Raw genomic sequence first — 20,777 nt, forward strand, 5'->3', positions numbered from 1 at the left:
AGCGGGACGTATATTTCTGCCGCGGGCGGTCGAAGCGGTTCGGACCGTCCACTAACTCATACGGTTTCCTGTACGTCAGTACCGGCGCAACCGCGACCCGTGCGGCGATTGCGCCGGTACATCGGTACAGCAATCCGTATCAGAACAGCAGCCCGCCGAGCGGAACCGCCTTCTCCCGATCGGGCTCGACCAGTACCGGAAACCCCTCCTCGTCGGGGATGCCGACGGTCAGCGCCTCGGATTTGAAGCCGGCGATCCGAACGGAGCCCAGGTTCGTCGCACACAGCACCCGTCGGCCCTCGAGTTCGTCGGGTTCGTAGTGGTGATCGAGCTGTGCCGCGGACTGGATCTCGCCGCCCTCGTCACCGAGGTCGATCCAGAGCTTCGTCATCTTCGGCTTGTTCGCCTCGGGGAACGCTTCAGCCTCGAGTACTTCGCCGACCCGGATCTCGACGTCGAACGGATTCTCGACCATACGTCGAACGTGGGTTCCGATCCCATAGTTCTACGCCAGACGGCAGGGTCTCACATCGAACCATTACCACTCCGAACTTTCAACATTGTTGCCGCGAACGAGGGCGTATGGATCGTCGTCGACTTCTCCGTTCGGCCCTCGGCGCCACGCTCACCGCGGCGCTGGCCGGGCGAGGGGTTCGACGGCGCGAATACGGGGTTCAATTCCGAGGCCGAGCTGCTCGAGGCACCCCCGAATACGACGCCGATCACCCGCGAGGGGTCGGGGATCGAGACCTCGCTGGGCGGTGGCGTCGCGGTCGCCGACGATCGCTGTTACTTCGGCTCCGGGGGCGACGTCGTCCGCTTCGCGACAACGGGGCAACGCCGCTGGGCGTACGAGGCCGACACCGCCGCGGGGGTCAGATCGATTCCGGCGCTCTCTCGGGACGTGGTCTACGTCTCCTCGGACAACGGGACGTACGCGCTCGACCGCGAGGACGGGACGACGGTCTGGAGCCACGACCGCGAGACGACGGGGACCACGCAGCCGACAGTCGGGCACGGTCGGGTCTACCTGCCGCGGGAAACCCGATCACGAACGGTCTGTCTCGACCTCGAGTCGGGCGAGCCCCTATGGACGCTCGAGACGGACTTCTACAGCGACCAGCCAGTCGCCGTCGCCGACGGAGTGTATTTCGGGACGCCCAACGAGGGGCTGTTCGCGGTCGAGCCCGACGGAACGGTTCGGTGGCACGACCCGGAACTGCGAACCGACGGGCGGATGGCCGCCGTCGGCGAGAGCCTCTACGCGGTCGCGTTCGGCGGTCCGTTCGGCAGCGGCGACCTTCACGCCCTGTCTCCCGCCGACGGGAGCGACTGAGCTGGCGGCGACTCACTCGAGCCGATCGCGCAACTCAAGCGTTCGCTCGGTTAGCGTCTCGGCGTCCTCGGCGACGAATTTCACCGTCGCCTCCCGCCCGACGTCGGCGCGGTCGATCACCGCGATAGGCGTCTCCCGGTCGGCGAAGACGCCGTCGGTCGATTCGTCCGAACCGTTCTCGGCGACGGCCCAGTCCAGGTCCTCGAGCGCGGCCTCGATCTCCCCGTCGAGCCGACAGTTGACGGCGAACCGGAGGTCGGGTGCGGACTCGCGAGCCGCGAGCAGGAAGGTGGCGAGATGCGTCGAGGCCCCGAATCTGACCCCGCGGTTCGGGTGGACGCCCTCGAGCGTGCGCGTGATTCGACCTTCGACGGCGGCCGTCTCGGCGACCGATTCGGCGTAGGGGGTCGCGCCGACGACGTTCATCCCGACCTCGGGGACGAGCCGCGAGACGTCGGCCGCGACGAGTCGATCGACGACTTCCTGGACCGCCTCGGCGGTCGGCTCGCGGGCCGCCGCGTTCCGCAGGTCGACGGCATGGTTGACCGCACCCGGCCCCTCGCCGACGTCGTAGTAGTACCGGACCGCGCGGGCGAGGAAGTCGGTCGCGCCCTCGACGGCGGTCTCGAGGGACTCACCCTTCGACAGCCGGGCGGCGATCGCCGCGGCCAGCGTACAGCCCGAGCCGTGGGTCGCCTCGGTGTCGATCCGCGGGTGTTCGAACGTCTCGACCCCCTCCGCCGTGACGAGCCGGTCCCGGACCGTCTCACCGGGGACGTGACCGCCCTTCACGAGGACGGCGTCGACGCCCGTCTCGAGGATCGCCTCGCCCGCTTCTCGGGCGCTCTCTCCGTCGGTCACCTCGACTCCCGACAGCACCTCGGCCTCGTCGGCGTTCGGCGTCGCGAGCGTCGCCGCGCTCAGGAGATCCTCGTAGGCGCGTTCGGCTTCGGGCTCGAGCAGTCGATCCCCCGAGGTCGCGACCATGACGGGGTCGACGACCAGCGGGAACTCGAACCCCGCTGCGCGGTCGGCGACCAGCCGAACGGTCTCGGTGGTCGCGAGCATCCCCGTCTTCGCCGCGCCGACCGCGAAGTCGTCGACGACCGCGTCGAGCTGGGCCTCGACTTCCTCGAGCGGGAGCGCGAACGACGACTCCACGCCGCGAGTGTGCTGGGCCGTGACGGCGGTGATCGCCGACGTCCCGAAGACGCCGTGGGCGGTCATCGTCGCCAGGTCGGCCTGGATCCCGGCGCCGCCGCCTGAGTCGCTGCCCGCGATCGTCAGCGCCACGGGGCGGGCGTCGGGTGCTGGCGTTCTCATGGGAGAAGCTATCGCCCCGTTGTACTAATCGGTAGTGGTCGGCGCGGCGGAGTATCGGCGTCGAGAGGGTGGCGGATCCGGCGTTACCAGTAGTCGGTAGTATGATTTCTGTGTCGTACGAATTTGCTACGTGCAGACGCAAACTGCTCGCTTCGCTCGCCGTTTCTACTGGGCGAACAGCCGTCCGAGACGCGCGACAGCGCGTCTCTCTGCGGAACGACGATCGAAGCGCGAGCGTAGCGAGCGGTGAGTGAGTCGTCTCTACGTAACGCGAGTTTCACGCGATACTCTGAACAGGAATCGTACTACTGTTGCCCGTCGGCCAGTCTCGCGTAGGCGTCCCACGACGGATCGACCCGCGGGTGCTCGAGGACCTCGCCGTCGACGACGACCGTTCCATCCCCGCCCTCGTCCGCCTCGACCCGTCCGATCTCGGCCACGACGGTCCCTCGATCCTCGAGCGCCTCGCGAACCGCGTCGACGCCGTCGGGGTCGGCGGCGATGACGAGCGAGCCGCAGCTGGTCGCCGCCCAGGGATCGATCTCGAGGTGCTCGCAGACTTCGATGACGCCGGGACGCATCGGGACGGCGGCGCGGTCGATCTCGAAGCGGGTCCCGGAACCGGCGGCCATCTCGTTCAACGCGCCCGCGAGCCCGCCCTCGGTGACGTCGTGCATCGCCGTCACGGGACCCGCGGCGGCCGCGGTGAGGGCGTCCCGGACGCAGTGGACCTCCTCGAGTCGCTCCTGGGCGTCGGCGACCACGTCGTCTGGAAGCTCGAGTTCCTCGGGAAACAGCGTGCCCAGCAGGCCGACCGACTCGACGGCGGGGCCGGTGGTCAGCAGGAGGCGATCTCCCGCCCGCGCGCCGTCCGGGCGGACGATGTCGTCGTGTGTGCCGACCCCCATCGCGGTCGCGGCGCCGACCCACGGGTGTGAGGGATCGGAGTACCGCGCCGTGTGCCCGGTGACGACGGCGACCCCGAGGTCGGCACACTCCTCGTGGATCGTCTCCCAGACCGTCGCGAACGCCTCGTCGCTCATCGTCTCCGGGAGGGTGAAACAGATCGACAGATGAGAGGGCGCCACCCCGCTGACGGCGACGTCCGCGAGGATCAGGTCGAGCGCGAACCGGGCGGCGCGCTCGAGGCCGAGCGCCGGGAGGATCGAGACGGGGTCGGTGGCGGTCACCAGCGCCCGCCCGCCGACGTCGATGACGCCGAAGTCGACGCCGTGGCTCGGCCCCAGGGCGACGTCGTCGCGCTCGGCGCCGAGGTTGGGGGCGATCCGCGATTCGAAGAACTGCCGATCGATTTTGCCGAGGTCGCTCACGGCCGGTGAATGCGGGGACTGGCTCTTAGCGGTAGTGGTTCGACGGACGGACGGCTGCTTTCCGCCCCGCTCGGAGGCGATCGGACGAGCCGCTGGCAACCTAACTTCGTAGCAGTCCGCCGTCGATCGGCACCTCGGCGCCGTTGACGAAACTCGCCCGCGGACTCGAGAGGAAGGCGACGACCTCACCCAGCTCTCGCGGGTCGCCGATGCGATCCATCGGGATGTCGTCCGCGAGGTCGACCAGTCCCGACTCGTAGTCGTCGTACTCGCCGCGCTCGACGCGGGCCTCGACGAGTTCCTCGATTCGGGGCGTTTCTATCGTCCCCGGCAACACGGCGTTGGCGCGGATCTCGGGAGCGAACTCCCGCGAGACCGTCTTCACGAGTCCGATCACGCCCCGGCGAACGGAGTTCGACAGCAGGAGACCGTCGGCGACCTCCCTGACCGTTCTCGAGGTGATACAGGTGATCGACCCGTGTTCGGAGTCGAGCAGGTGGGGGTGAGCTTCCTCGATCGTCCAGACGACGCTCATCACCAGCAGGTCGTAGGCCTGGTACCACTGCTGTTCGCTGGTCTCGAGGAAGGTCGTGCTCGGCGGGCCGCCCGCGGAGGTGACGAGGTGGTCGAGCCCCCCGAACTCCTCGACCGTCTCGCTCACCAGCCGCGAGACGTGGTCGGGGTCGGTGAGGTCGGTCTCGACGGCCAGCACCTCGCCGTCCGCCGTTTCGGCGAGTTCCTCGCGGGCCTCCTCGAGTCGCTCGGCGTCGCGGCCACAGATCGTCACGTTCGCACCCGCCTCCGCCAACGCCTGCGCGCTCGCGAAGCCGAGCCCGCTCGAGGAGGCCGTTACCAGTGCCGCCGTTCCGTCGAGATCCAGTTCCATACCGCGACCGACGTCGTCCGGATACAAATCACTCCGGACTCCGGCACGTCGTCGCCGCTACTCCTGGTGGCGAACCCGGACCACGCCCTCGGAGCTGACGCTGACGGTCAGCGGCGCGGACACCTGCCGGCCCGTGATCGCGTTGCCGGCAGCGTCGCTGACGACCTTCATTAGGTCCGGCGCGGTGTGATCGACCTTGACGCCGGCCTCGTCGCAGGCCTCGTAGACGAGCTGGGGGACGTCGTAGAGGTCGGTTCCCTCGGGGACGCGAACGCGAACCGGGGCCTGAAGCGCCTCGGCGAAGGCGACGGTCTCCCGGGCCTTCGCGACGTTCTCGCGGGCGCTGGCCTCGATCGAGGAGACGTTCGCCCGGGAGGTCCCCAGTGCGTCTGCGATGTCGGCCTGGGAGACGTCCCGTTCGCGCAACGCGAGCACCTGCGCCTGGCGGTAGGTCAACACGCTGTCCTCGGGATCGAAACCGATCTCCTCGAGGACCGCCGCGACGTCATCGATCACGACGATCCCCTCCGCCGCCGGTCGAGTGGGCTCGCGTCGGCATACGAGACACTAGCCGGTGGCGGGATGAAAGCTTCCACGGTCGCGGACCGATCTGCGACCCGAATACGGCTTCGGACGGATCGGCGCTGTCCACTCGAGGGAGCTACGAGCCCCAAAAGTTCTCGCGGCTGCCGAGTCGTTCGCGCTTCGGTGCGGTGGGTCCCTGGTTGGATTCGGTCTCCTCGTCGTCGGCGACGTCGTCATCGTCGTCGCTGGCACCCTCGTCACCGTCGTCACCGTCGTCCTCCTCGCCGTCCATCGGGAGGAGTTCGATTTTCTCCGCGCGTGCGTGGTTGCTGTGGACCCGGGTGATCTCGACTCGCGCCCGGGCCTCCGGGAGGACGCCGTCGACCATCACGATGAACCCGTCCTCGGTTCGACCGACGCCCGCACCGCTCTCGTGCATATCGACGACGTCGATCACGACCTCCTCGCTGGGCTTGACGGGCTGGGTCTTCAGATCCTCGATCGGCTGGTTGTAGTGGTTACACCACTCCTTGCCACCCCGATCGCCGTAGTGCTGACAGCCCATTCCCGAGATCCGCTCGGAAAAGCTCGGGCAGTCATCAGCGAGTGGACAGTCTGCCATGCGGTGTACTACCGGTGGCGTCGTTAAACCGTTTCCGTCTCGAGATCCGGGCTGGGACCGTCTGCCACGGGATTCGCCCGACGAGAGCGTAACGGCCGAGCGGCGAGCGTGGGATTCGTAGGACGAACGCCGAATCAACTGGTCGTTCGTGACACGGTGTTTCGAAAACGTTTACGGGAGGGGCGTCCGATCGATAAATGATGAAGATCCTCGTGACGGTAAAAGAGGTCTCGACCGTCGAAGACGAGTTCGAGATCGAAGGCACAACCATCGCCGACCAGTACCTCGGCGCCGACCTCAACGAGTGGGACGACTACGCCGTCGAGGAGGCCGTCCAGCTCCAGGAAGCCGGCATCGCCGACGAAGTCGTCACGGTGACGATCGGCCCCGAGGAGTGCGAGCAGACGATCCGCCAGGCCCTCGCGAAAGGCGCCGACCGCGCGATCCGCGTCTGGGACGACGCCCTCGAGGACGTCGACCTGCTCGACGTCGGCGCGAAGACCGACATCCTGCGGGCGGTCGTCGAGGCCGAGGACCCCGACCTCGTGCTGACGGGCGTCCAGTCGGGCGACGACAACTGGGGGGGCACCGGCGTCTCCCTGGCCCAGGACCTCGGCTTCGAGTGGGGCGCCGTCGTCAACCACCTCGAGCACGACCTCGAGGACGGCGTCGCCTCCGTCCGGCGCGAACTCGAGGGCGGCGTCGAGGAGCTCACCGAGATCGAACTCCCCGCGGCGCTGACGATCCAGACGGGGATCAACGAGCCCCGCTACGCCAGCCTGCGCGGTATCCGCCAGGCCCAGCGCAAGGAACTCGACGTCCAGACGCTCGGCGACCTCGGCGTCGACGAGGGTGCGGTCGAGGGCGCCGTAACGGTGACGGACATGTACGAGCCCGAGAGCGAGACCGACGCGACGGTCTGGGAGGGCAGTCCCGAGGAGACCGCCGCCGAGTTGGGTGAACTGCTCCGCGAGAAGGGGGTGGCGCCATGACGGATATCCTGGCAGTCACCGACCACCGCCGGGGCGAACTGCGCGACGTCAGCTACGAGACGATCACCGCGGGCCGTCAGCTGGCAAACGAGACCGGCGGCGACCTCCACGTCGTCGTCATCAGCGGTCCCGTCGAGGAGTTCGCCGAGAAACTCAACCGGGAGGGCGTCGACGCCGTCCACACCGTCGAGTACGGCGAGGAGTTCAACCACGACGTCTACGCCCAGGTCATTACCCAGCTCTACGACGAACTCGCTCCGCAGTACGTCGTCGCCCCCAACAGCGTCAACGGTCTCGACTACGCGCCCGCCGTCGCGAACGCGCTCGGTCTTCCGCTCGTCACCGACACGGTCGACCTCGAGGCCGACGGCGACACCCTGATCGCGACCCGCGAGATGTACGGCGGCAAGGTCGAGACGACCAACGAACTGACGGGCAACGCCGTCGTCACGATCCGGGGTGCCGAGTGGCCCGGCGCCGACGGCACCGGCGACGCCGCAATCGAGGAGTTTCACGCCGAGATCGACGAGGACGCGATCCGCTCGACGGTCACCGGCTTCGAGGAGGTCGGCGGCGGCGACGTCGACATCAGCGAGGCCGACGTGCTCGTCTCCGTGGGCCGCGGCATCGAGGAGGAGGAGAACCTCGAGATCATCGAGGAACTCGCCGACGCGCTCGACGCGACGGTCTCCTCGTCGCGACCGATCGTCGACAACGGCTGGCTCCCGAAGAACCGCCAGGTCGGCCAGTCCGGTAAAGTGGTGACGCCCGACGTCTACATCGCAATCGGCATCTCCGGGGCCGTCCAGCACGTTGCCGGCATGAAGGGCTCGGAGACGATCGTCGCGATCAACACCGACCCCAACGCGCCGATCATGGACATCGCCGACTACGCGATCCACGACGACCTCTTCGACGTCGTCCCCGCGCTCACCGAAGAGTTCCAGTAGCCGATCGCTCCTCCGGCGATTCCGGCAGGCACGTCTCGCGGGGGGGACTCGAGCGATCGTCGACAACCGTCACCTACTTTTTCGCCCTGTCCTAAGCGCGGGTAATGGAACTGCTGGAGCGCCGACGGGCGCTGATCGAGGAGCGTCTCGTCGCGGTGGTCGACGGGGTCGAGCCCGAGACGCTCAACGAGGAAGTTCGCCACGTCGCGCTCTCAGGCGGCAAGCGCGTGCGACCGATGGTGACGCTGCTGGCGTGTGAGACTGTCGGCGGCAAGCCCGAGGATGCCGTCGACTTCGGCGTCGGCATCGAACTCGTCCACAACGCCTCGCTGGTGATCGACGACATCATCGACCGCTCGGACCTGCGGCGCGGCACCGCGAGCGCCTGGGCCGAGTTCGGCCACGGGCCGGCGATCATCACCAGTGACGGCCTGCTCGGGGAGGCGTTCGCCCTCTTTTCGGCGGATCCCAAGGCCACCCAGGTCGTCGCCGAGGCGATGGTCGAACTCGGCGTCGGCGAGGCGACCGAACTCTCCTCGCAGCCCTCGAACGAGGAGGAGTACATGACCCTCGCGAGACGAAAGACCGGGGCGCTGTTCCGGGCTGCGGCCGAACTCGGCGCGATCGCCGCCGACTCCGATCCCTTCACCGTGGAGGCCCTCGGCGAGTACGCCGAGCGCGTCGGCGTCGCCTTCCAGATCCGCGACGACGTCCTCGACGCCGTCGCCGATCCCGAGGCGCTCGGGAAGCCGACCGGCCACGACGCCGCCCTCGAGCGTCCCTCGGTCGTTCAGGTGACCGATCTTAGCCCGGCGGAAGCCAACGCCCGCGCCCGCGAGGAGGCCGATCGGGCGATCGACGCCCTCGAGCGGGTCGACGCCGTCGACCGCGAGGCGCGGGAGTACCTGCGCGAGCTGGCGGAGTTCGTTGTCGAGCGCGAGCAGTAATCGGTCTCAGGCGCTGTCGGGCCGGTGTGGCTCCTCGCCGTCGTCCTCCGAGAAGTGCGACTCGGCGACCGCGAACGCGAGCGTGCTCACGATGCCCAGCAGCGTCCCCGCGGTGAGCGCCGTCGCGAGGAAGGTCAGCCCGACTGCCTCGAGGAAGTAGGCGCTCACCGCGTAGAGGACCATCGCGATCGAGACGACGTAAAACGGCGCGTTGAGGTACCGCCACTCGAGACGACCCGCGATGTACTCGTCGGTGATCTGACCGAGACTCGTGGTGACGCCGGCGGCGGCGAACCACTGGACCGAGCCGTACAACAGCGCGGAGAGCATGACTGGGACGCCGACCTCGCCGGCCGCCTCGGCCTGGACCCGCTCGAGTTCGTTCGCCCCGCTGACGCCGCCCAGAACGAGCAAAACGGTCGCGACGACGTACGCGAGCATCGTCGTTCGGCCGGCGTACAGCGACCGTCTGGCCCCCTCGACGGCCTCGTCGAGGCGCTCGCCGAGCCCGAGCCCCCGCGAGATGAGATAGAGTCCTAGCAGCGTCGACGTCATGCCGAGGACGACCCCGGGCATCTCGAGGACGGTCCCGATTAGCGCGAGCGGGTAGATCAACAGGAGGATCCCGATCGGGATGAGGACGGTCCCGCGGGTCTCGGGATCGTTCAGCACCTGTTTGAACGTGTAGTACATCGACTCGAGGTTCTGGGCCTGCCTGACGACGACGCGACGTACGCCGTCGATGGGGACCCGCGAGCGGATGACGGGGATCACGGACTCGTCCTGTGCACCGTCGGTGACGACCAGGGCGGTGACGTCCTCGGCCGTCGAGAGGCTCGCGAGGACGGTGTCGACCTCGTCGCCGACCTCGCGGTTGGCGTCGACGTCGCCGTCCTCGTTGCCCGTGACGATGGCGACCTCGACGCTCTCGCCTCGAGACGAGAGATCGTCGTAGATGTGGACGCCCTGGAAGGCGACGTTGACGTCGGAGTCCTCGGGATCCGCGGTCGCCAGCGCGACGGCAGCCTCCTCGACGGCGTCGCGGCCGATCACCGGCGTGGTAAAGTCGGTCTTGCGGCCGAGATCGTCGTCGAGGTCGACACACAGGACCAGCAGCATCGCTTCGTGGTTGGTCACGGCGGTATTTCCCTCTTCTGGGAGCGACGGAACCGCGAGGCGGCTCGGCGGTCACCCGCGTTCGGGTTCGGCGTGGGAACGATACACAGCGTTCAACGCCGCCGTTTCGTACCGCTTTTGAGGCTCCGCCGGTTACGTACCCTCGAATGATATCGAAGGGCTGTGAGCAGTGCGCGAAAGGCGGCAAGATGGTGCTGTTCGTCTACGGTTACTGCGACCAGCGCGACTGCTTTTACTGCCCGCTCGGCGAGAACCGCAAGAACGTCACGGACGTCTACGCGAACGAACGGCAGGTCGAGCGCGACGAGGACGTCCTCGAGGAGGCCCACCGGATGGACGCACTGGGTACGTCGATCACCGGCGGCGAGCCCCAGGAGGCCCTCGAGCGAACCTGTCACTACCTCGAACTGCTGAAGGAGGAGTTCGGCGAGGACCACCACACCCACCTCTACACCGGCATCACGGGCGGCCGCGAGAACATGCGCAAGCTCTCGGAAGCCGGCCTCGACGAGATCCGCTTCCACCCGCCGTACGAGCTGTGGGGCGAGATGCACGGCACCGAGTGGGAGGAGATCCTCTACATCGCCCGCGAGGAGGGGCTCACCCCCGCGTTCGAGATTCCCGGTATCCGCGCCGAGGAGGAGTTCCTCGAGTTTCTCGACGAGGGCGCCGCCGACTTCTGTAACGTCAACGAGTTCGAGATGTCCGACGGGAACTACCGCCGGATGCAGGAAGAGGGGTACGAACTCAAGGAGGGCCACATGAGCGCCGTCGACGGCTCCCGGGAGGAGATCCTCGAGGTGATGGGCGACCACGAACGGGTCTACTTCTGTACCTCAGTGTTCAAGGACGCGGCCCAGCACCGTCGTCGGCTGAAACGGGCCGCCCGGAACGTCCGCCGGGAGTTCGACGACGTTACCGACGACGGTACGCTCGTCTACGGGAAGACGTACGCGGACCCCAAGCGGTTCGCCGATCTGGGCGTCCCCGAGGAGTTCTACACCGTCAAGTCCGAGCACGTCGAGGTCGCCTGGTGGCTCTTAGAGGAGATGATCGAGGAGGGAGACCTCGAGGACGGTGAAATCGTCGAGCAGTATCCGACCTACGACGGCCAGGTGGTCGAGCGGACGCCGTTAGCCTGACTTCTCCTACGACTGATGTCGTAGACTTTCGCTGTAATCTATGCGCTGTGGCCGGGAGTGTGGCTCGAGCGACGGCGAGAGCCACACGACTCGGGAGAGGGCAGGCGATCAACCGGTGTCCCGCGGGTGACCGCAGGCGGTGAGCGACTATCCGAGTGCGGTCGCGCTCGGATCCCCTGTCGACGTTCTTCCCGCTGTGGGACTTTCGGTCCGTGCGAAGACGCGCTTCGTGTCCGTGAGCAGAATCGGGTCCGAGCGCGACCGACGGGTGCGCGAGTATTCGGCTCAAAACGTTGGTTAGTCGATCTCCGTCGGATCGACTTCCGGTAGCGTGATGAGGTTCTCGCGGCCGATTCGAAGCTTCTCGACCTCGTCGTCGTCGGCCATCTGCGAGAGCAGCTGGGAGACCTTCGCGTTCGACCAGCCGGTCTCGGAGACGATCGACCCCTGTTTCATCCGCCCGCCGTTTCGCCTGAGCAGTCGGAGAACCCGCTCCTCGTCGCTCAGCAGTTCCGGGTCGACCGTTTCTTCCTCGGCCTCCTCGGACCCCTCGACGTACGCGAAGGTCTGGCCCGACGATCCTCGAGAGGCGGAGTCGACTCCGGCGTTCGACCCTCGAGCCGCGTCGGCGTCTGGCGCGCCCGATTCAGTCTCCCGCCCCGAAGCGGTCGTCGGGTCGTCCCGCTCGGTCGGCGACGGCCGCCCGTCGGTTCGTTCGCCCGCGTTCGACGGGAGGAGTCCGAAAACCCACAGCGCCGGCGACCACTCGGACTCCGCGGACCACCGCGCCAGGGCGTAGCTTCCGACCCCGACCAGTACCGCGAGAACGATCAGTCCGCCGAACAGCAGTTCGGCGCTGGCGGGTGCGAACCCGCCGGCGACGCCGGGCGATCCGTCTCCGGCGCCCCGGAGGAAGGTCGTCTCGAGTTCGCCCTCGTCGAACTGGTAGGGGCCGTCGACGACGAGTGCGCTGTTCTGGGGGCTCACCGGGAGGTTGTAATCGTGGAAGCCGTGGTCCGAGGGGGCCTGAATCACGAGGCGTTGGTCCTCGGCGATCGCCGAGAGCCACGGGCCGTCGGCGCCCTGGAGCGCGTCCCCGACGTGGATTCGCGTTCCGTCGACCGCCGCGAACTCGGTCCAGGTAAACGAGTACGAGAGGACGCCGACCGCCGATCCGGACTCGTTCGATCCGTCGTCGTCGACGGACCGTAGCTGCGGATCGTCCCAGCCGGCGTCTTCGATCGCCATCTCCCGGTCGGTCGCGTCCGCTGCGGTCTCGACGTGGGGTTCGAACAGGCTTCGATCGTAGACGCCCTCGCGGTCGTCGCCGGAAACCGTCTCGGCGTACGCGAGGAACGCGTCGGCCTCCTCTCGGTCGCTCAGGAGGAACCGGCTCTCGATCGTCCAGACGGCGTCCCCGCTCTCGGAGACGTTGATCCGGATCTCCTGGGCCGGATCCGCGGCCTCGAGCGTCGACCCGTTGTCGACTTCGGGCTGTGTGCCCTGAACTGGTGGCGCGCTCGCCGGTTCCGAAGCGGTCGCTGTCGACGCGGCGGCGGCAGCCGCTCCGGGGATCGAACCGGCAAGTAACACCACCAGTACGACCGACGTGACGATCGAAACCCGCATACATACCACCGACATTCTCAGAGTAAAAAACACTTTCTATGGGAAAATAAAAAATCACAGCGAAGCATGAAGCGTCTCCGCCCCTCTCGAACGGTCCCGAAACGACGACGGCCGATCGTATTTTATATCATGAGTTATTACGGTGTATTGATGAAGGGTGTGATGGCCGTCATCCTCGCAGGACTCCTCGCCCTCTCGCTGCCAGCGATGGCCGTCTCCGCGAGCGATCCGGGACCGGATGTCGGTCCCAACGAGACGGGCGTGGTAGTTCCCGCGCTGGAGGAGCCGGACCAGGGACCGACGTTCGTCGAGGTAGACGGGACGACGAACCGACTCGATCCCGGCGAGGAGAGTAGAAGCGAACGGATCGAACACGGCACCGACCTCGGAGCGACGCTTATGGCCGCGGACGACGAGCTCAGAGTCGACTACGAACAGGAACGGCTCGTCCGAAACGGGTTCGACAACGCCTCCAGCGAGGACCGCGAGGAGATGGTCCGATCGGGGTACGACCGTCTTCAGGAGCGGACCGACGCGCTCGAGGATCGCGAGCGGACGGCGGTTCGAGCCCACGCGGCGGGCGAGCGGTCGACGACCGAGCTGCTCCAGACGTTCTCGCGGAACTACCACGAGTCGGACGTGATCGAGCGCGCGCTCGAGGACCTCGTCACGTACGCGAACGAGATTCCCGGATACTCCCTTTCGATTCGAGACGACACGAGAGAGCTGGAGACCCACCGTAGCGACGTCCGGTCGCAGCTGGATACGACGCCGAACGGGTTCGGCGACGATCGGAAGTCGCTGGCCGTTCGAACCGCCGAGACCGGCTACACTCTCTCGTTGCTGGATCGGAACTACGTCCGAGAGACGACGCGGTTCGACGCCCGGAACACCACACAACCGAACCAGTTCGACGATATCGTCGACGCACACGAGACGGCCCAGGAGCTGTACCCGTGGGTGTTCGGCGGCGACCACCAGACTCACTCGACGGTCGCCGAGGAACGGACGGCACAGCTGTACCAGGTCAGGGCTATCCACGACCACGGGCAGCTGACCGCCTCCCTCGACGGCGGAACGGGATCGGTCTACCGGGAAGTTCAGACCCTCGACTACCGGCAGCTCCCGACGATCAACAACAGCCGGTGGAACGACGACGGGCTCGTGCTCTCGATCAACGAGACCGCCGCGAACGGCCCGGCCGAGGTCGTCGTGACGGCCGCCGAAACCGGTGAGCCCGAACCCGCCACTGTTTCGATCGACGGCGAAGAAGTCGGCGAGACCGGCTCGAGCGGCTCGCTGTGGCTCCTCCCGCCCGACGGCGACTACGACCTGCGAGCGGAGACGGACGACGGCAGTATCGAGGGGACCGTCTCGAGTAGCGACACGTCAGGGGACGGCGAGTAGCGGGCGGTAGCCGACCGTTTATATAGGAAGGCGACGCCAGGGTGCGTCGTGAGACCGGAATCGCCGTCCCGAGCCCGCGCGTCCGACGACCGGGGGGTCGCCCCGGTGATCGGGGTAGTGCTCCTGATCGGCGTTACCGTCGCGCTCGCGACGGTCGTCGCGGTCGGCGCCGGAGGACTGAGCCCGGAGCCGGCCCACCAGCCGGTGGCGTTCGATCTGACGGCCGACGGCGGCGAGGGAACGATCACGATCGAACACGTCGCCGGTGATCCGATAGCCGTCGACGACCTCTCGGTGACGGTCGCCGTCAACGGCGACCCGCTCTCCGATCAGCCGCCCGTTCCGTTTACCGGGGCGACCGGATTCAACCAGACGCCCAGCGGCCCGTTTAACGCCGCGAGCGACTCCACCTGGACGGCCGGCGAACGGTCGACGATCTCCGTGGCCGGATCCAACGATCCCACCGTCAGTTCGGGGGACATCGTCTCCGTGACGCTCGCCGTCGACGGCCAGCAGATCGCCGCCCTCGAGACGACGGCCGACTGATACGGATTGTTGTAGCGTTCTACCGGTGATCGCTCGGGCGGGGACAGCGATCACCGGTAACGAACTACAATAGTCCGTATGACTACTCGGGGGCGCGAGCGACGGTCGTGATCGCGACCTCCGGCTCGTACTCGGGGCCCATGAAGGCGTGTCTGACGTCCTCGAACCCGGCGGTCTTGAACATTCGGTCGGCCTCGTACTCGTCGTAAAACAGCATCATCGCGTCGGCCAGCCGCTGTGCGATCGGATTCTCGGGGTAGTTCGGGCCGACGACCAGCACCTGGCCGCCGGGTTTGAGCACGCGACGGAACTCCCGGAGCGCGAGGATCGGGTTCGGCCAGTACTCGATCGAGCCCGACGACCAGACGACGTCGAAGGTGTCGGTCGCGAACGGGAGCCGTTCGGCGTCGCCGCGGTGGAAGTGAACTGGCGGGGCCCGCTTGCCGAACTTGGCATAGGCCTGCTCGAGCTGGTGTTCGCTCTGGTCGATCGCGTACACCTCGTCGACGTGCTCGAGCAGCCCCTCGGTGGCGAAGCCGGTGCCACAGCCGACGTCGAGCACCGTCGACTCGGGCTCGAGCTCGAGCAGTGCGAGGGCCTCGCCGCGCATCTGCTCGTTCCAGATGAACGGGTTGATCCGGTCGTACACCGTCGAGAGGTACTTATAGAACAGCCGCGCTCGGGCCTTGTTCTCGAGAACTCCCATTGCGAACCGGTTTCGATCCGACGGGCATATGTCTGCTGTTCCCGGTCGATTCGTCGCACGATGATCGCGGACTACCGCCGAGCGGTGGGGCGTCCGAACGGGATACTTTCGCAACTACCATATACGCGTTGCTGCAAACGTTCGCTTGCTTAGAGTATGCCGAGGCCACAGGTTCTCGAACGAATTAAGTCGGCGGAGGAGGAGGCCGACGAGATCGTCGCACAGGCAGAAGACGACCGCGACGAGCGAATAGCCGAGGCCCGGAAACGTGCCGAGGAGATTCGCACGGAAGCGGAACAGGAGGCGCGGGATCTCAAGGAGCAGCGCCTCGAGGAGGCGCGCGCGGAGATCGACGAGGAGTGCGAGCGCGTCCTTCGCGAGGGAGAACAGGAGCGCGAGGCGCTCGCCGAGCGTGCCCAGAGCCGGGTCGACGAGGTGACCGACTACGTCGTCGAACTGTTCCAGGAGGACGTTCATGCTCAGACCTGAGCGGATGAGCAAGGTCTCGGTGACCGGTTCCAAGGGCGTCATGCCCACGGTCATCGAGCGCATCCACGAGCTCAACCTGGTTCATCTCTCGGACTACGACGGCTCCTGGGAGGGGTTCAACAACGGCAACCCGATCGAGGGAGCCGACGACGCCTCCGAGAAGCTGGTCACCGTCCGCGCGCTCGAGAGCTCGCTCGAGCTCTCGGACGACGACACCGCGCCGGGAACGATCGACGACGACTGGGAGGAGCGACTCGAGCGCATCCGGACCCGAATTAACGAGCTCGACGACCGCCGCGGCGAGCTCCGCGAGCAGCTCCGCGACGTCGAGGAACGGATCGATCGGGTCGCCCCCTTCGCCGAGCTGGGGATCGACCTCGATCTGCTCGGCGGCTACGAGTCGGTCGACGTCCTCGTCGGCGAGGGCTCCGTCTCGGAGGTCGAGGCGGCGCTCGAGGCGGCCGACGACGTCCGAGCGTACGAGACGTTTACCGGCGGTGACGTCGTCGCCGTCGTCGCCGCGCCGACCGAGGACGCGGGCGAGGAAAACGTCGTCGACGACGCGCTCGTCGGCGTCGAGTTCGCCCGTCACCCGGTCCCCGAAACCGAAAAGAGTCCCGACGCCTACGTCGCCGAACTCGAGGAGCGCAAGCGCGACCTCGAGAGCGACCTCGAGGAGATCGACGCGGAGCTCGCAGAGATCAAGGACACGGAGGGTTCGTTCCTGCTGCGCGTCGAGGAGGAGCTGACGATCGAGGTCCAGCGCGCGGAGGCGCCGCTACAGTTCGCGACCAGCGACCGGGCCTTCATCGCCGAGGGCTGGATCCCGGCCGACGAGTACGACCAGTTCGTCGACGCGCTTCGCGGCGCCGTCGGCGACAGCGTCGAGATCGAACAGCTCGAGGTCGCCGACTACGACGAACACGAACACGGCGCCGAGGCCCACACGGGCAGCGGCGGCGACGGTGACGGCAACGGCGGCGAGCCGAGCGCTGACGCCGAAACGGAGCAGCCGGCCCAGCGCAAGGCCGCCACCGACGGCGGCCAGCCACAGTCCGGCCACGGCAAGGGCGCCGTGACGATGGACGACGAGCCGCCGGTCATCCTCAACAACCTCACCCCGGCGAAGCCGTTCGAGCTGCTCGTCAAGATGGTGAGCCAGCCCAAGTACAGCGAGCTCGATCCCACGCTGCTGATCTTCCTGACCTACCCGTTCGCGTTCGGCTTCATGATCGGGGACATCGGCTACGGGATCCTCTACATGCTGATGGGCTGGGGCGCCTGGAAGGTCTTCGACTCCGACGCCGGCAAGGCCGTCGGGACGATCGGTATCTGGGCCGGTGCGTTTACGATCCTGTTCGGCTGGCTGTACGACGACATCTTCGGCATCCACATGTCGGACGTCGGCCTCGGGTTCATTCCGCTGGCGGGTACCCTCGACAAGGGCCTGCAGGCGACCGACTGGGCGATCTTCTGGATCATCTTCAGCATCGCCTTCGGTCTGATCCACCTGAACGCGGGGCTCATCCTCGGGTTCATCAACGAACTCAGTCACAGCGTCAAGGCTGCCGTCTACGAACGGCTCTCGTGGATCCTCGCGATGAACGGCCTGTTCGTCTGGATCTTCAGCCTTCACGCGGTCGAGCAGAAGCCGGCCTTCCTCGTCGGCGCCACCGAGGAGGCGGTCCTCTACGACTTCATGGGCTTTGCTGGCCTTCCAGAGATCGTCGGTATCGTCGGCCTCGCCGCGTTCATCGCCGGCAGCGCGTTGGTCGCCGTCGGTGAAGGCATCGCCGGCATCTTCGAGATCCCGGCCTGGGCGTTCGGTCACGTCCTCTCGTATCTCCGGATGGTCGCCGTCCTCCTCGCGAAGGGTGGGATGGCGTTCGCGGTGAACCTGCTGGTGTTCGGCGCCTACGAGACGCCCGAAGGGTACACGTACTTCAACTACCCCGGGTTCGGTATCACGGAGATCTCCGGCTACGAGTACGCCGAACTCACTCCCGAGTTCGTGGGTCTCGTCCACGCCGGTGACGGACCGCTGGTGTCGGCGATCGCGATCGTCGGCGCCGTCCTCGTCTTCGTGTTCGGACACATCCTGGTCTTGCTGCTGGGTATCACCGCAGCGGGGATCCAGATGCTCCGCCTCGAGTACGTGGAGTTCTTCCAGAAGTTCTACCAGGGCGGCGGCGAGGAGTACGAACCGTTCGGTCACGAAAGCCGTGAAGAGGCGACGTCCGCCTCGGCACAGCCGCAGGCCGACTGATCGCCACCGCGACTCGTTTCGCGCCTTCAGCTTCTGTGGTTTCGGCTCCCTTCTGTAGCGGTCGAAACGGAGCCGAGAGAAGATTGTTCTGAGTTAACATAGGCCTCCCTCGAGCGGTGTGAGGGGGGAGCTGGGTCGAAATGTTTCGAGAGTTTTATGGGGTGTGCAGAGACAGATACGGCTGTCAGGAGCAATCGAGCTCACAGTGAGTCTTAAACCATGATTGAAGGAGTTGAACTCGCCACCGCCCTTGCACAGCAAGCCGAAAGTTCCGAAGTTCTCGCCCCCGAGTCCGCAGCCGCACTCGCTGTCGGTCTCTCCGCGCTCGCCGCCGGATACGCTGAGCGGGGGATCGGCGCTGCCGCCGTCGGCGCGATCGCCGAAGACGACGACATGTTCGTTCCGGGTATCGTCATGACCGTCCTGCCGGAAACGCTCGTCATTTTCGCGATCGTCGCCATTTTCCTGGTCTAACGACCACCCCTTCCCCCTTTACAATGAGTTTGGAAACAGTCGTAGAAGACATTCGGGAAGAAGCCCGCGCGCGTGCGGAGCGTATCCGCGACGAGGGCGAGACTCGCGCCGAGGAGATCGAGGCGACCGCGGAGGAGGACGCCGACGAGATCCGCGAAAACGCACGGCGTGACGCCGAGCGCGAGACCGAGCAACTACGTGAACAGCGACTCTCCAGTGCGAAGCTGGAGGCGAAACAGAAGCGCCTGGAGGCCCGACGGGACGTGCTCGGCGACGTTCGCGAGAACGTCGAGGAGGAGCTGGCCACCCTCGAGGACGGCCCGCGGGAAGCGCTGACCCGCGAGCTGCTCGAGGCCGCAAGCGAGGAGTTCGACGACGGCCACGACGTCAACGTCTACGGCCGCGCCGACGACCGGGAGCTGCTCGAGTCGATCCTCGACGACTACGACGGCTACGAGTACGCCGGCGAGTACGACTGTCTCGGCGGCATCGTCGTCGAGAGCGACCAGTCCCGGGTCCGCGTGAACAACACGTTCGACTCGGTGCTCGAGGACGTCTGGGAAGACAACCTCCGGGAGATCAGCAACAGACTCTTCGAGCAATGAGCACGGTCGTTCTCACTCGCACGGCTCGTGAGCCACTCCCTGCAAACACTCTCCGGTGGTTCGCGTGAGTGTAGGCGCCTCGAATCCGGAATACGTGAACGCTCGCGTTCGGTCGCGCCGAGCCTCGCTGTTCGCGGACGAAGACTACCGCAAGCTGATCCGGATGGGGCCGAGCGAGATCGCACGGTTCATGGAGGAGACGGAGTACGAACGCGAGATCAACGCGCTCGGAACGCGCTTCTCCGGTGTCGACCTGATCGAGTACGCACTGAACCGCAACCTCGCGAAGCACTTCAACGACCTGCTGGACTGGGCGGAGGGGCGACTGTACGACCTCATCGCACAGTACCTCCGGAAGTTCGACGTCTGGAACCTGAAGACGATCATCCGGGGTATCTACACCGACGCGGATTCCGAGGCGATCCAGACCGACCTCATCCGCGCCGGCGACCTCGACGAGCGGACGATCGACCGACTGCTCGAGGTCGACTCGATCGAGGACGCGATCGACGTCCTGTACGGGACGATCTACTACGAACCCCTCAGCGCGGCCTACGAGGAGTACGAGGAGACGGGCGCGCTCGTTCCCCTCGAGAACGCGCTGGATCGAGAGTTCTTCGAGCACCTGCTCGACGGCTTCCGTCGACCCGACAGCTACGAGCCCCAGGAGGGACCGGAGGCGCTGTACCTCGAGTTCCTCCAGGCGGAGATCGACTTTCGGAACGCCCGGAACGCGCTCCGGCTGGCGCGAAGCGGCGCCGACCTCGACCCTGCGGCCTACTACATCGAGGGCGGCGTGCTGTTCGATCAGGGCGAGCTGAGCCGGCTCGTCGCCGACTACGACGAGCTGGTCGATCACATCGCCGAGAACAAACGCTACGGCGACCGGCTCTCGGTCGCGCTGGATCGACTCCGCGAGGCTGACAGCCTTATCCAGTTCGAGCACGCAATAGATGCTGCACTACTCGAGTACTCGGACCGACTCTCGAGTATCTACCCGACCTCCGTCTCAGCCGTGTTCTCGTACATCCTCGCGAAGGAACGCGAGGTCGAGAACATCCGCGCGATCGCACGCGGCCGCGAGGTCGGGCTCACCGAAAGCGAGATCGAGGACGAGCTGGTGATCCTATGAGCCAGGAGATCGCAGTCGTCGGCAGCCCGGAGTTCACGACTGGATTCCGACTCGCGGGCGTTCGCCGCTTCGAGAACGTTCCAGACGAGGAGAAGGAGGAATCGCTCGACGACGCCGCGACGGCCGCCCTCGAGGACGAGGGGGTCGGGATCGTCGTCATGCACGACGACGACCTCGAGTACCTCTCGCGGGGCGTCCGTCAGGAGGTCGAAACGAGCGTCGAACCGGTCGTCGTCACCATCGGGAGCGGAACCGGCGGCGGCGGACTGCGCGAGCAGATCAAGCGCGCGATCGGTATCGACCTGATGGAAGAGGACGAACAAGAGTAAACT

General features: G+C 66.8%; 22 protein-coding genes. 13 read left to right on the forward strand and 9 right to left on the reverse strand.

Annotation, left to right across the window (positions count from 1 at the left end; all coding sequences use genetic code 11):
• Window positions 1-139: 139 nt before the first annotated feature.
• On the reverse strand, window positions 140-475 hold the full coding sequence (locus ACNA7R_RS01425; protein ID WP_416281746.1) for a tRNA-binding protein: 336 nt from the start codon (window positions 473-475) through the stop codon (window positions 140-142).
• A gap of 9 nt (window positions 476-484) precedes the next feature.
• Here ACNA7R_RS01425 and ACNA7R_RS01430 point away from each other — a divergent pair, with 9 nt between their 5' ends.
• Entirely contained in the window at window positions 485-1,336 is an 852-nt protein-coding gene (locus tag ACNA7R_RS01430) for a PQQ-binding-like beta-propeller repeat protein (protein WP_416281747.1), read from the forward strand.
• A 12-nt stretch (window positions 1,337-1,348) separates the two neighbouring features.
• Here the strand turns inward: ACNA7R_RS01430 and thiD are convergent, their stop codons facing one another.
• The 5 genes from thiD to ACNA7R_RS01455 all read right to left on the reverse strand — a co-directional run bounded on the left by thiD (window position 1,349) and on the right by ACNA7R_RS01455 (window position 6,023).
• Window positions 1,349-2,659 carry a bifunctional hydroxymethylpyrimidine kinase/phosphomethylpyrimidine kinase gene (gene thiD / locus ACNA7R_RS01435; RefSeq protein WP_416281748.1) on the reverse strand — a complete coding sequence of 437 codons (1,311 nt, stop codon included), beginning with the start codon at window positions 2,657-2,659 and terminating at the stop codon, window positions 1,349-1,351.
• 305 nt (window positions 2,660-2,964) lie between these two features.
• Entirely contained in the window at window positions 2,965-3,990 is a 1,026-nt protein-coding gene (locus tag ACNA7R_RS01440) for a HypE family hydrogenase expression/formation protein (RefSeq protein WP_416281749.1), read from the reverse strand.
• Between the two features lie 100 nt (window positions 3,991-4,090).
• Window positions 4,091-4,876 carry an SDR family oxidoreductase gene (locus tag ACNA7R_RS01445; protein ID WP_416281750.1) on the reverse strand — a complete coding sequence of 262 codons (786 nt, stop codon included), beginning with the start codon at window positions 4,874-4,876 and terminating at the stop codon, window positions 4,091-4,093.
• Window positions 4,877-4,933: 57 nt separating this feature from the next.
• Window positions 4,934-5,392 carry a Tfx family DNA-binding protein gene (locus ACNA7R_RS01450; RefSeq protein ID WP_416281751.1) on the reverse strand — a complete coding sequence of 153 codons (459 nt, stop codon included), beginning with the start codon at window positions 5,390-5,392 and terminating at the stop codon, window positions 4,934-4,936.
• A 145-nt stretch (window positions 5,393-5,537) separates the two neighbouring features.
• On the reverse strand, window positions 5,538-6,023 hold the full coding sequence (locus ACNA7R_RS01455; RefSeq protein WP_416281752.1) for a TRAM domain-containing protein: 486 nt from the start codon (window positions 6,021-6,023) through the stop codon (window positions 5,538-5,540).
• Between the two features lie 200 nt (window positions 6,024-6,223).
• On the opposite strand from ACNA7R_RS01455, the gene ACNA7R_RS01460 reads away from it, so the two are divergent.
• From ACNA7R_RS01460 to ACNA7R_RS01470, 3 genes are all read left to right on the forward strand, one after another.
• Window positions 6,224-7,015 carry an electron transfer flavoprotein subunit beta/FixA family protein gene (locus ACNA7R_RS01460; RefSeq protein ID WP_416281753.1) on the forward strand — a complete coding sequence of 264 codons (792 nt, stop codon included), beginning with the start codon at window positions 6,224-6,226 and terminating at the stop codon, window positions 7,013-7,015.
• On the forward strand, window positions 7,012-7,965 hold the full coding sequence (locus tag ACNA7R_RS01465; protein WP_416281754.1) for an electron transfer flavoprotein subunit alpha/FixB family protein: 954 nt from the start codon (window positions 7,012-7,014) through the stop codon (window positions 7,963-7,965). Before ACNA7R_RS01460 ends, ACNA7R_RS01465 begins: the two co-directional genes overlap by 4 nt.
• 104 nt (window positions 7,966-8,069) lie before the next feature.
• Entirely contained in the window at window positions 8,070-8,912 is an 843-nt protein-coding gene (locus tag ACNA7R_RS01470) for a polyprenyl synthetase family protein (RefSeq protein ID WP_416281755.1), read from the forward strand.
• 6 nt (window positions 8,913-8,918) lie between these two features.
• Here the strand turns inward: ACNA7R_RS01470 and ACNA7R_RS01475 are convergent, their stop codons facing one another.
• Window positions 8,919-10,031 carry a DUF373 family protein gene (locus ACNA7R_RS01475; protein WP_416281789.1) on the reverse strand — a complete coding sequence of 371 codons (1,113 nt, stop codon included), beginning with the start codon at window positions 10,029-10,031 and terminating at the stop codon, window positions 8,919-8,921.
• A 164-nt stretch (window positions 10,032-10,195) separates the two neighbouring features.
• On the opposite strand from ACNA7R_RS01475, the gene ACNA7R_RS01480 reads away from it, so the two are divergent.
• Window positions 10,196-11,191: a radical SAM protein gene (locus tag ACNA7R_RS01480; protein ID WP_416281756.1), complete on the forward strand. Its 996-nt coding sequence runs from the start codon at window positions 10,196-10,198 to the stop codon at window positions 11,189-11,191.
• A 297-nt stretch (window positions 11,192-11,488) separates the two neighbouring features.
• Here ACNA7R_RS01480 and ACNA7R_RS01485 read toward each other — a convergent pair whose 3' ends face one another.
• On the reverse strand, window positions 11,489-12,820 hold the full coding sequence (locus tag ACNA7R_RS01485) for a helix-turn-helix transcriptional regulator (RefSeq protein WP_416281757.1): 1,332 nt from the start codon (window positions 12,818-12,820) through the stop codon (window positions 11,489-11,491).
• 162 nt (window positions 12,821-12,982) lie between these two features.
• Between ACNA7R_RS01485 and ACNA7R_RS01490 the strand changes: the two genes are divergently transcribed.
• Together ACNA7R_RS01490 and ACNA7R_RS01495 are read left to right on the forward strand one after the other, a co-directional pair.
• On the forward strand, window positions 12,983-14,227 hold the full coding sequence (locus tag ACNA7R_RS01490) for a hypothetical protein (protein ID WP_416281758.1): 1,245 nt from the start codon (window positions 12,983-12,985) through the stop codon (window positions 14,225-14,227).
• 48 nt (window positions 14,228-14,275) lie between these two features.
• On the forward strand, window positions 14,276-14,773 hold the full coding sequence (locus ACNA7R_RS01495) for a type IV pilin N-terminal domain-containing protein (RefSeq protein ID WP_416281759.1): 498 nt from the start codon (window positions 14,276-14,278) through the stop codon (window positions 14,771-14,773).
• 82 nt (window positions 14,774-14,855) lie between these two features.
• On the opposite strand, the gene ACNA7R_RS01500 is transcribed toward ACNA7R_RS01495, so the two are convergent.
• Window positions 14,856-15,479 carry a methyltransferase domain-containing protein gene (locus tag ACNA7R_RS01500; RefSeq protein ID WP_416281760.1) on the reverse strand — a complete coding sequence of 208 codons (624 nt, stop codon included), beginning with the start codon at window positions 15,477-15,479 and terminating at the stop codon, window positions 14,856-14,858.
• Between the two features lie 156 nt (window positions 15,480-15,635).
• Between ACNA7R_RS01500 and ahaH the strand changes: the two genes are divergently transcribed.
• From ahaH to ACNA7R_RS01530, 6 genes are all read left to right on the forward strand, one after another.
• Window positions 15,636-15,968 carry an ATP synthase archaeal subunit H gene (gene ahaH / locus ACNA7R_RS01505; RefSeq protein ID WP_416281761.1) on the forward strand — a complete coding sequence of 111 codons (333 nt, stop codon included), beginning with the start codon at window positions 15,636-15,638 and terminating at the stop codon, window positions 15,966-15,968.
• Window positions 15,955-18,234, forward strand: a complete 2,280-nt coding sequence (locus ACNA7R_RS01510) for a V-type ATP synthase subunit I (RefSeq protein WP_416281762.1) — start codon at window positions 15,955-15,957, stop codon at window positions 18,232-18,234. The genes ahaH and ACNA7R_RS01510 overlap by 14 nt, the downstream gene beginning before the upstream one ends.
• Window positions 18,235-18,453: 219 nt before the next feature.
• A complete protein-coding gene (locus tag ACNA7R_RS01515; protein WP_293032431.1) occupies window positions 18,454-18,708 on the forward strand; it encodes a hypothetical protein in 255 nt (84 codons plus the stop codon).
• Between the two features lie 23 nt (window positions 18,709-18,731).
• A complete protein-coding gene (locus ACNA7R_RS01520) occupies window positions 18,732-19,313 on the forward strand; it encodes a V-type ATP synthase subunit E (protein ID WP_416281763.1) in 582 nt (193 codons plus the stop codon).
• A 64-nt stretch (window positions 19,314-19,377) separates the two neighbouring features.
• Window positions 19,378-20,445, forward strand: a complete 1,068-nt coding sequence (locus tag ACNA7R_RS01525; protein WP_416281764.1) for a V-type ATP synthase subunit C — start codon at window positions 19,378-19,380, stop codon at window positions 20,443-20,445.
• Window positions 20,442-20,774: a V-type ATP synthase subunit F gene (locus ACNA7R_RS01530; protein WP_416281765.1), complete on the forward strand. Its 333-nt coding sequence runs from the start codon at window positions 20,442-20,444 to the stop codon at window positions 20,772-20,774. The genes ACNA7R_RS01525 and ACNA7R_RS01530 overlap by 4 nt, the downstream gene beginning before the upstream one ends.
• The last annotated feature ends 3 nt before the right edge of the window (window positions 20,775-20,777 follow it).

The organism is Natronococcus sp., assembly GCF_047921035.1.
Classification (GTDB): Archaea; Halobacteriota; Halobacteria; order Halobacteriales; family Natrialbaceae; genus Natronococcus.

Excerpts from the sequence above, each read along its gene's own strand:
- ACNA7R_RS01515 (WP_293032431.1), top strand. The coding sequence starts at position 18,454 with ATGATTGAAGGAGTTGAACTCGCCACCGCCCTTGCACAGCAAGCCGAA.
- ACNA7R_RS01500 (WP_416281760.1), bottom strand. The coding sequence starts at position 15,479 with ATGGGAGTTCTCGAGAACAAGGCCCGAGCGCGGCTGTTCTATAAGTAC.
- ACNA7R_RS01480 (WP_416281756.1), top strand. The coding sequence starts at position 10,196 with ATGATATCGAAGGGCTGTGAGCAGTGCGCGAAAGGCGGCAAGATGGTG.
- thiD (WP_416281748.1), bottom strand. The coding sequence starts at position 2,659 with ATGAGAACGCCAGCACCCGACGCCCGCCCCGTGGCGCTGACGATCGCG.
- ACNA7R_RS01530 (WP_416281765.1), top strand. The coding sequence starts at position 20,442 with ATGAGCCAGGAGATCGCAGTCGTCGGCAGCCCGGAGTTCACGACTGGA.
- ACNA7R_RS01455 (WP_416281752.1), bottom strand. The coding sequence starts at position 6,023 with ATGGCAGACTGTCCACTCGCTGATGACTGCCCGAGCTTTTCCGAGCGG.
- ACNA7R_RS01470 (WP_416281755.1), top strand. The coding sequence starts at position 8,070 with ATGGAACTGCTGGAGCGCCGACGGGCGCTGATCGAGGAGCGTCTCGTC.
- ACNA7R_RS01460 (WP_416281753.1), top strand. The coding sequence starts at position 6,224 with ATGAAGATCCTCGTGACGGTAAAAGAGGTCTCGACCGTCGAAGACGAG.
- ACNA7R_RS01425 (WP_416281746.1), bottom strand. The coding sequence starts at position 475 with ATGGTCGAGAATCCGTTCGACGTCGAGATCCGGGTCGGCGAAGTACTC.
- ACNA7R_RS01465 (WP_416281754.1), top strand. The coding sequence starts at position 7,012 with ATGACGGATATCCTGGCAGTCACCGACCACCGCCGGGGCGAACTGCGC.
- ACNA7R_RS01445 (WP_416281750.1), bottom strand. The coding sequence starts at position 4,876 with ATGGAACTGGATCTCGACGGAACGGCGGCACTGGTAACGGCCTCCTCG.
- ACNA7R_RS01520 (WP_416281763.1), top strand. The coding sequence starts at position 18,732 with ATGAGTTTGGAAACAGTCGTAGAAGACATTCGGGAAGAAGCCCGCGCG.
- ahaH (WP_416281761.1), top strand. The coding sequence starts at position 15,636 with ATGCCGAGGCCACAGGTTCTCGAACGAATTAAGTCGGCGGAGGAGGAG.
- ACNA7R_RS01510 (WP_416281762.1), top strand. The coding sequence starts at position 15,955 with ATGCTCAGACCTGAGCGGATGAGCAAGGTCTCGGTGACCGGTTCCAAG.
- ACNA7R_RS01490 (WP_416281758.1), top strand. The coding sequence starts at position 12,983 with ATGGCCGTCATCCTCGCAGGACTCCTCGCCCTCTCGCTGCCAGCGATG.
- ACNA7R_RS01485 (WP_416281757.1), bottom strand. The coding sequence starts at position 12,820 with ATGCGGGTTTCGATCGTCACGTCGGTCGTACTGGTGGTGTTACTTGCC.
- ACNA7R_RS01475 (WP_416281789.1), bottom strand. The coding sequence starts at position 10,031 with ATGCTGCTGGTCCTGTGTGTCGACCTCGACGACGATCTCGGCCGCAAG.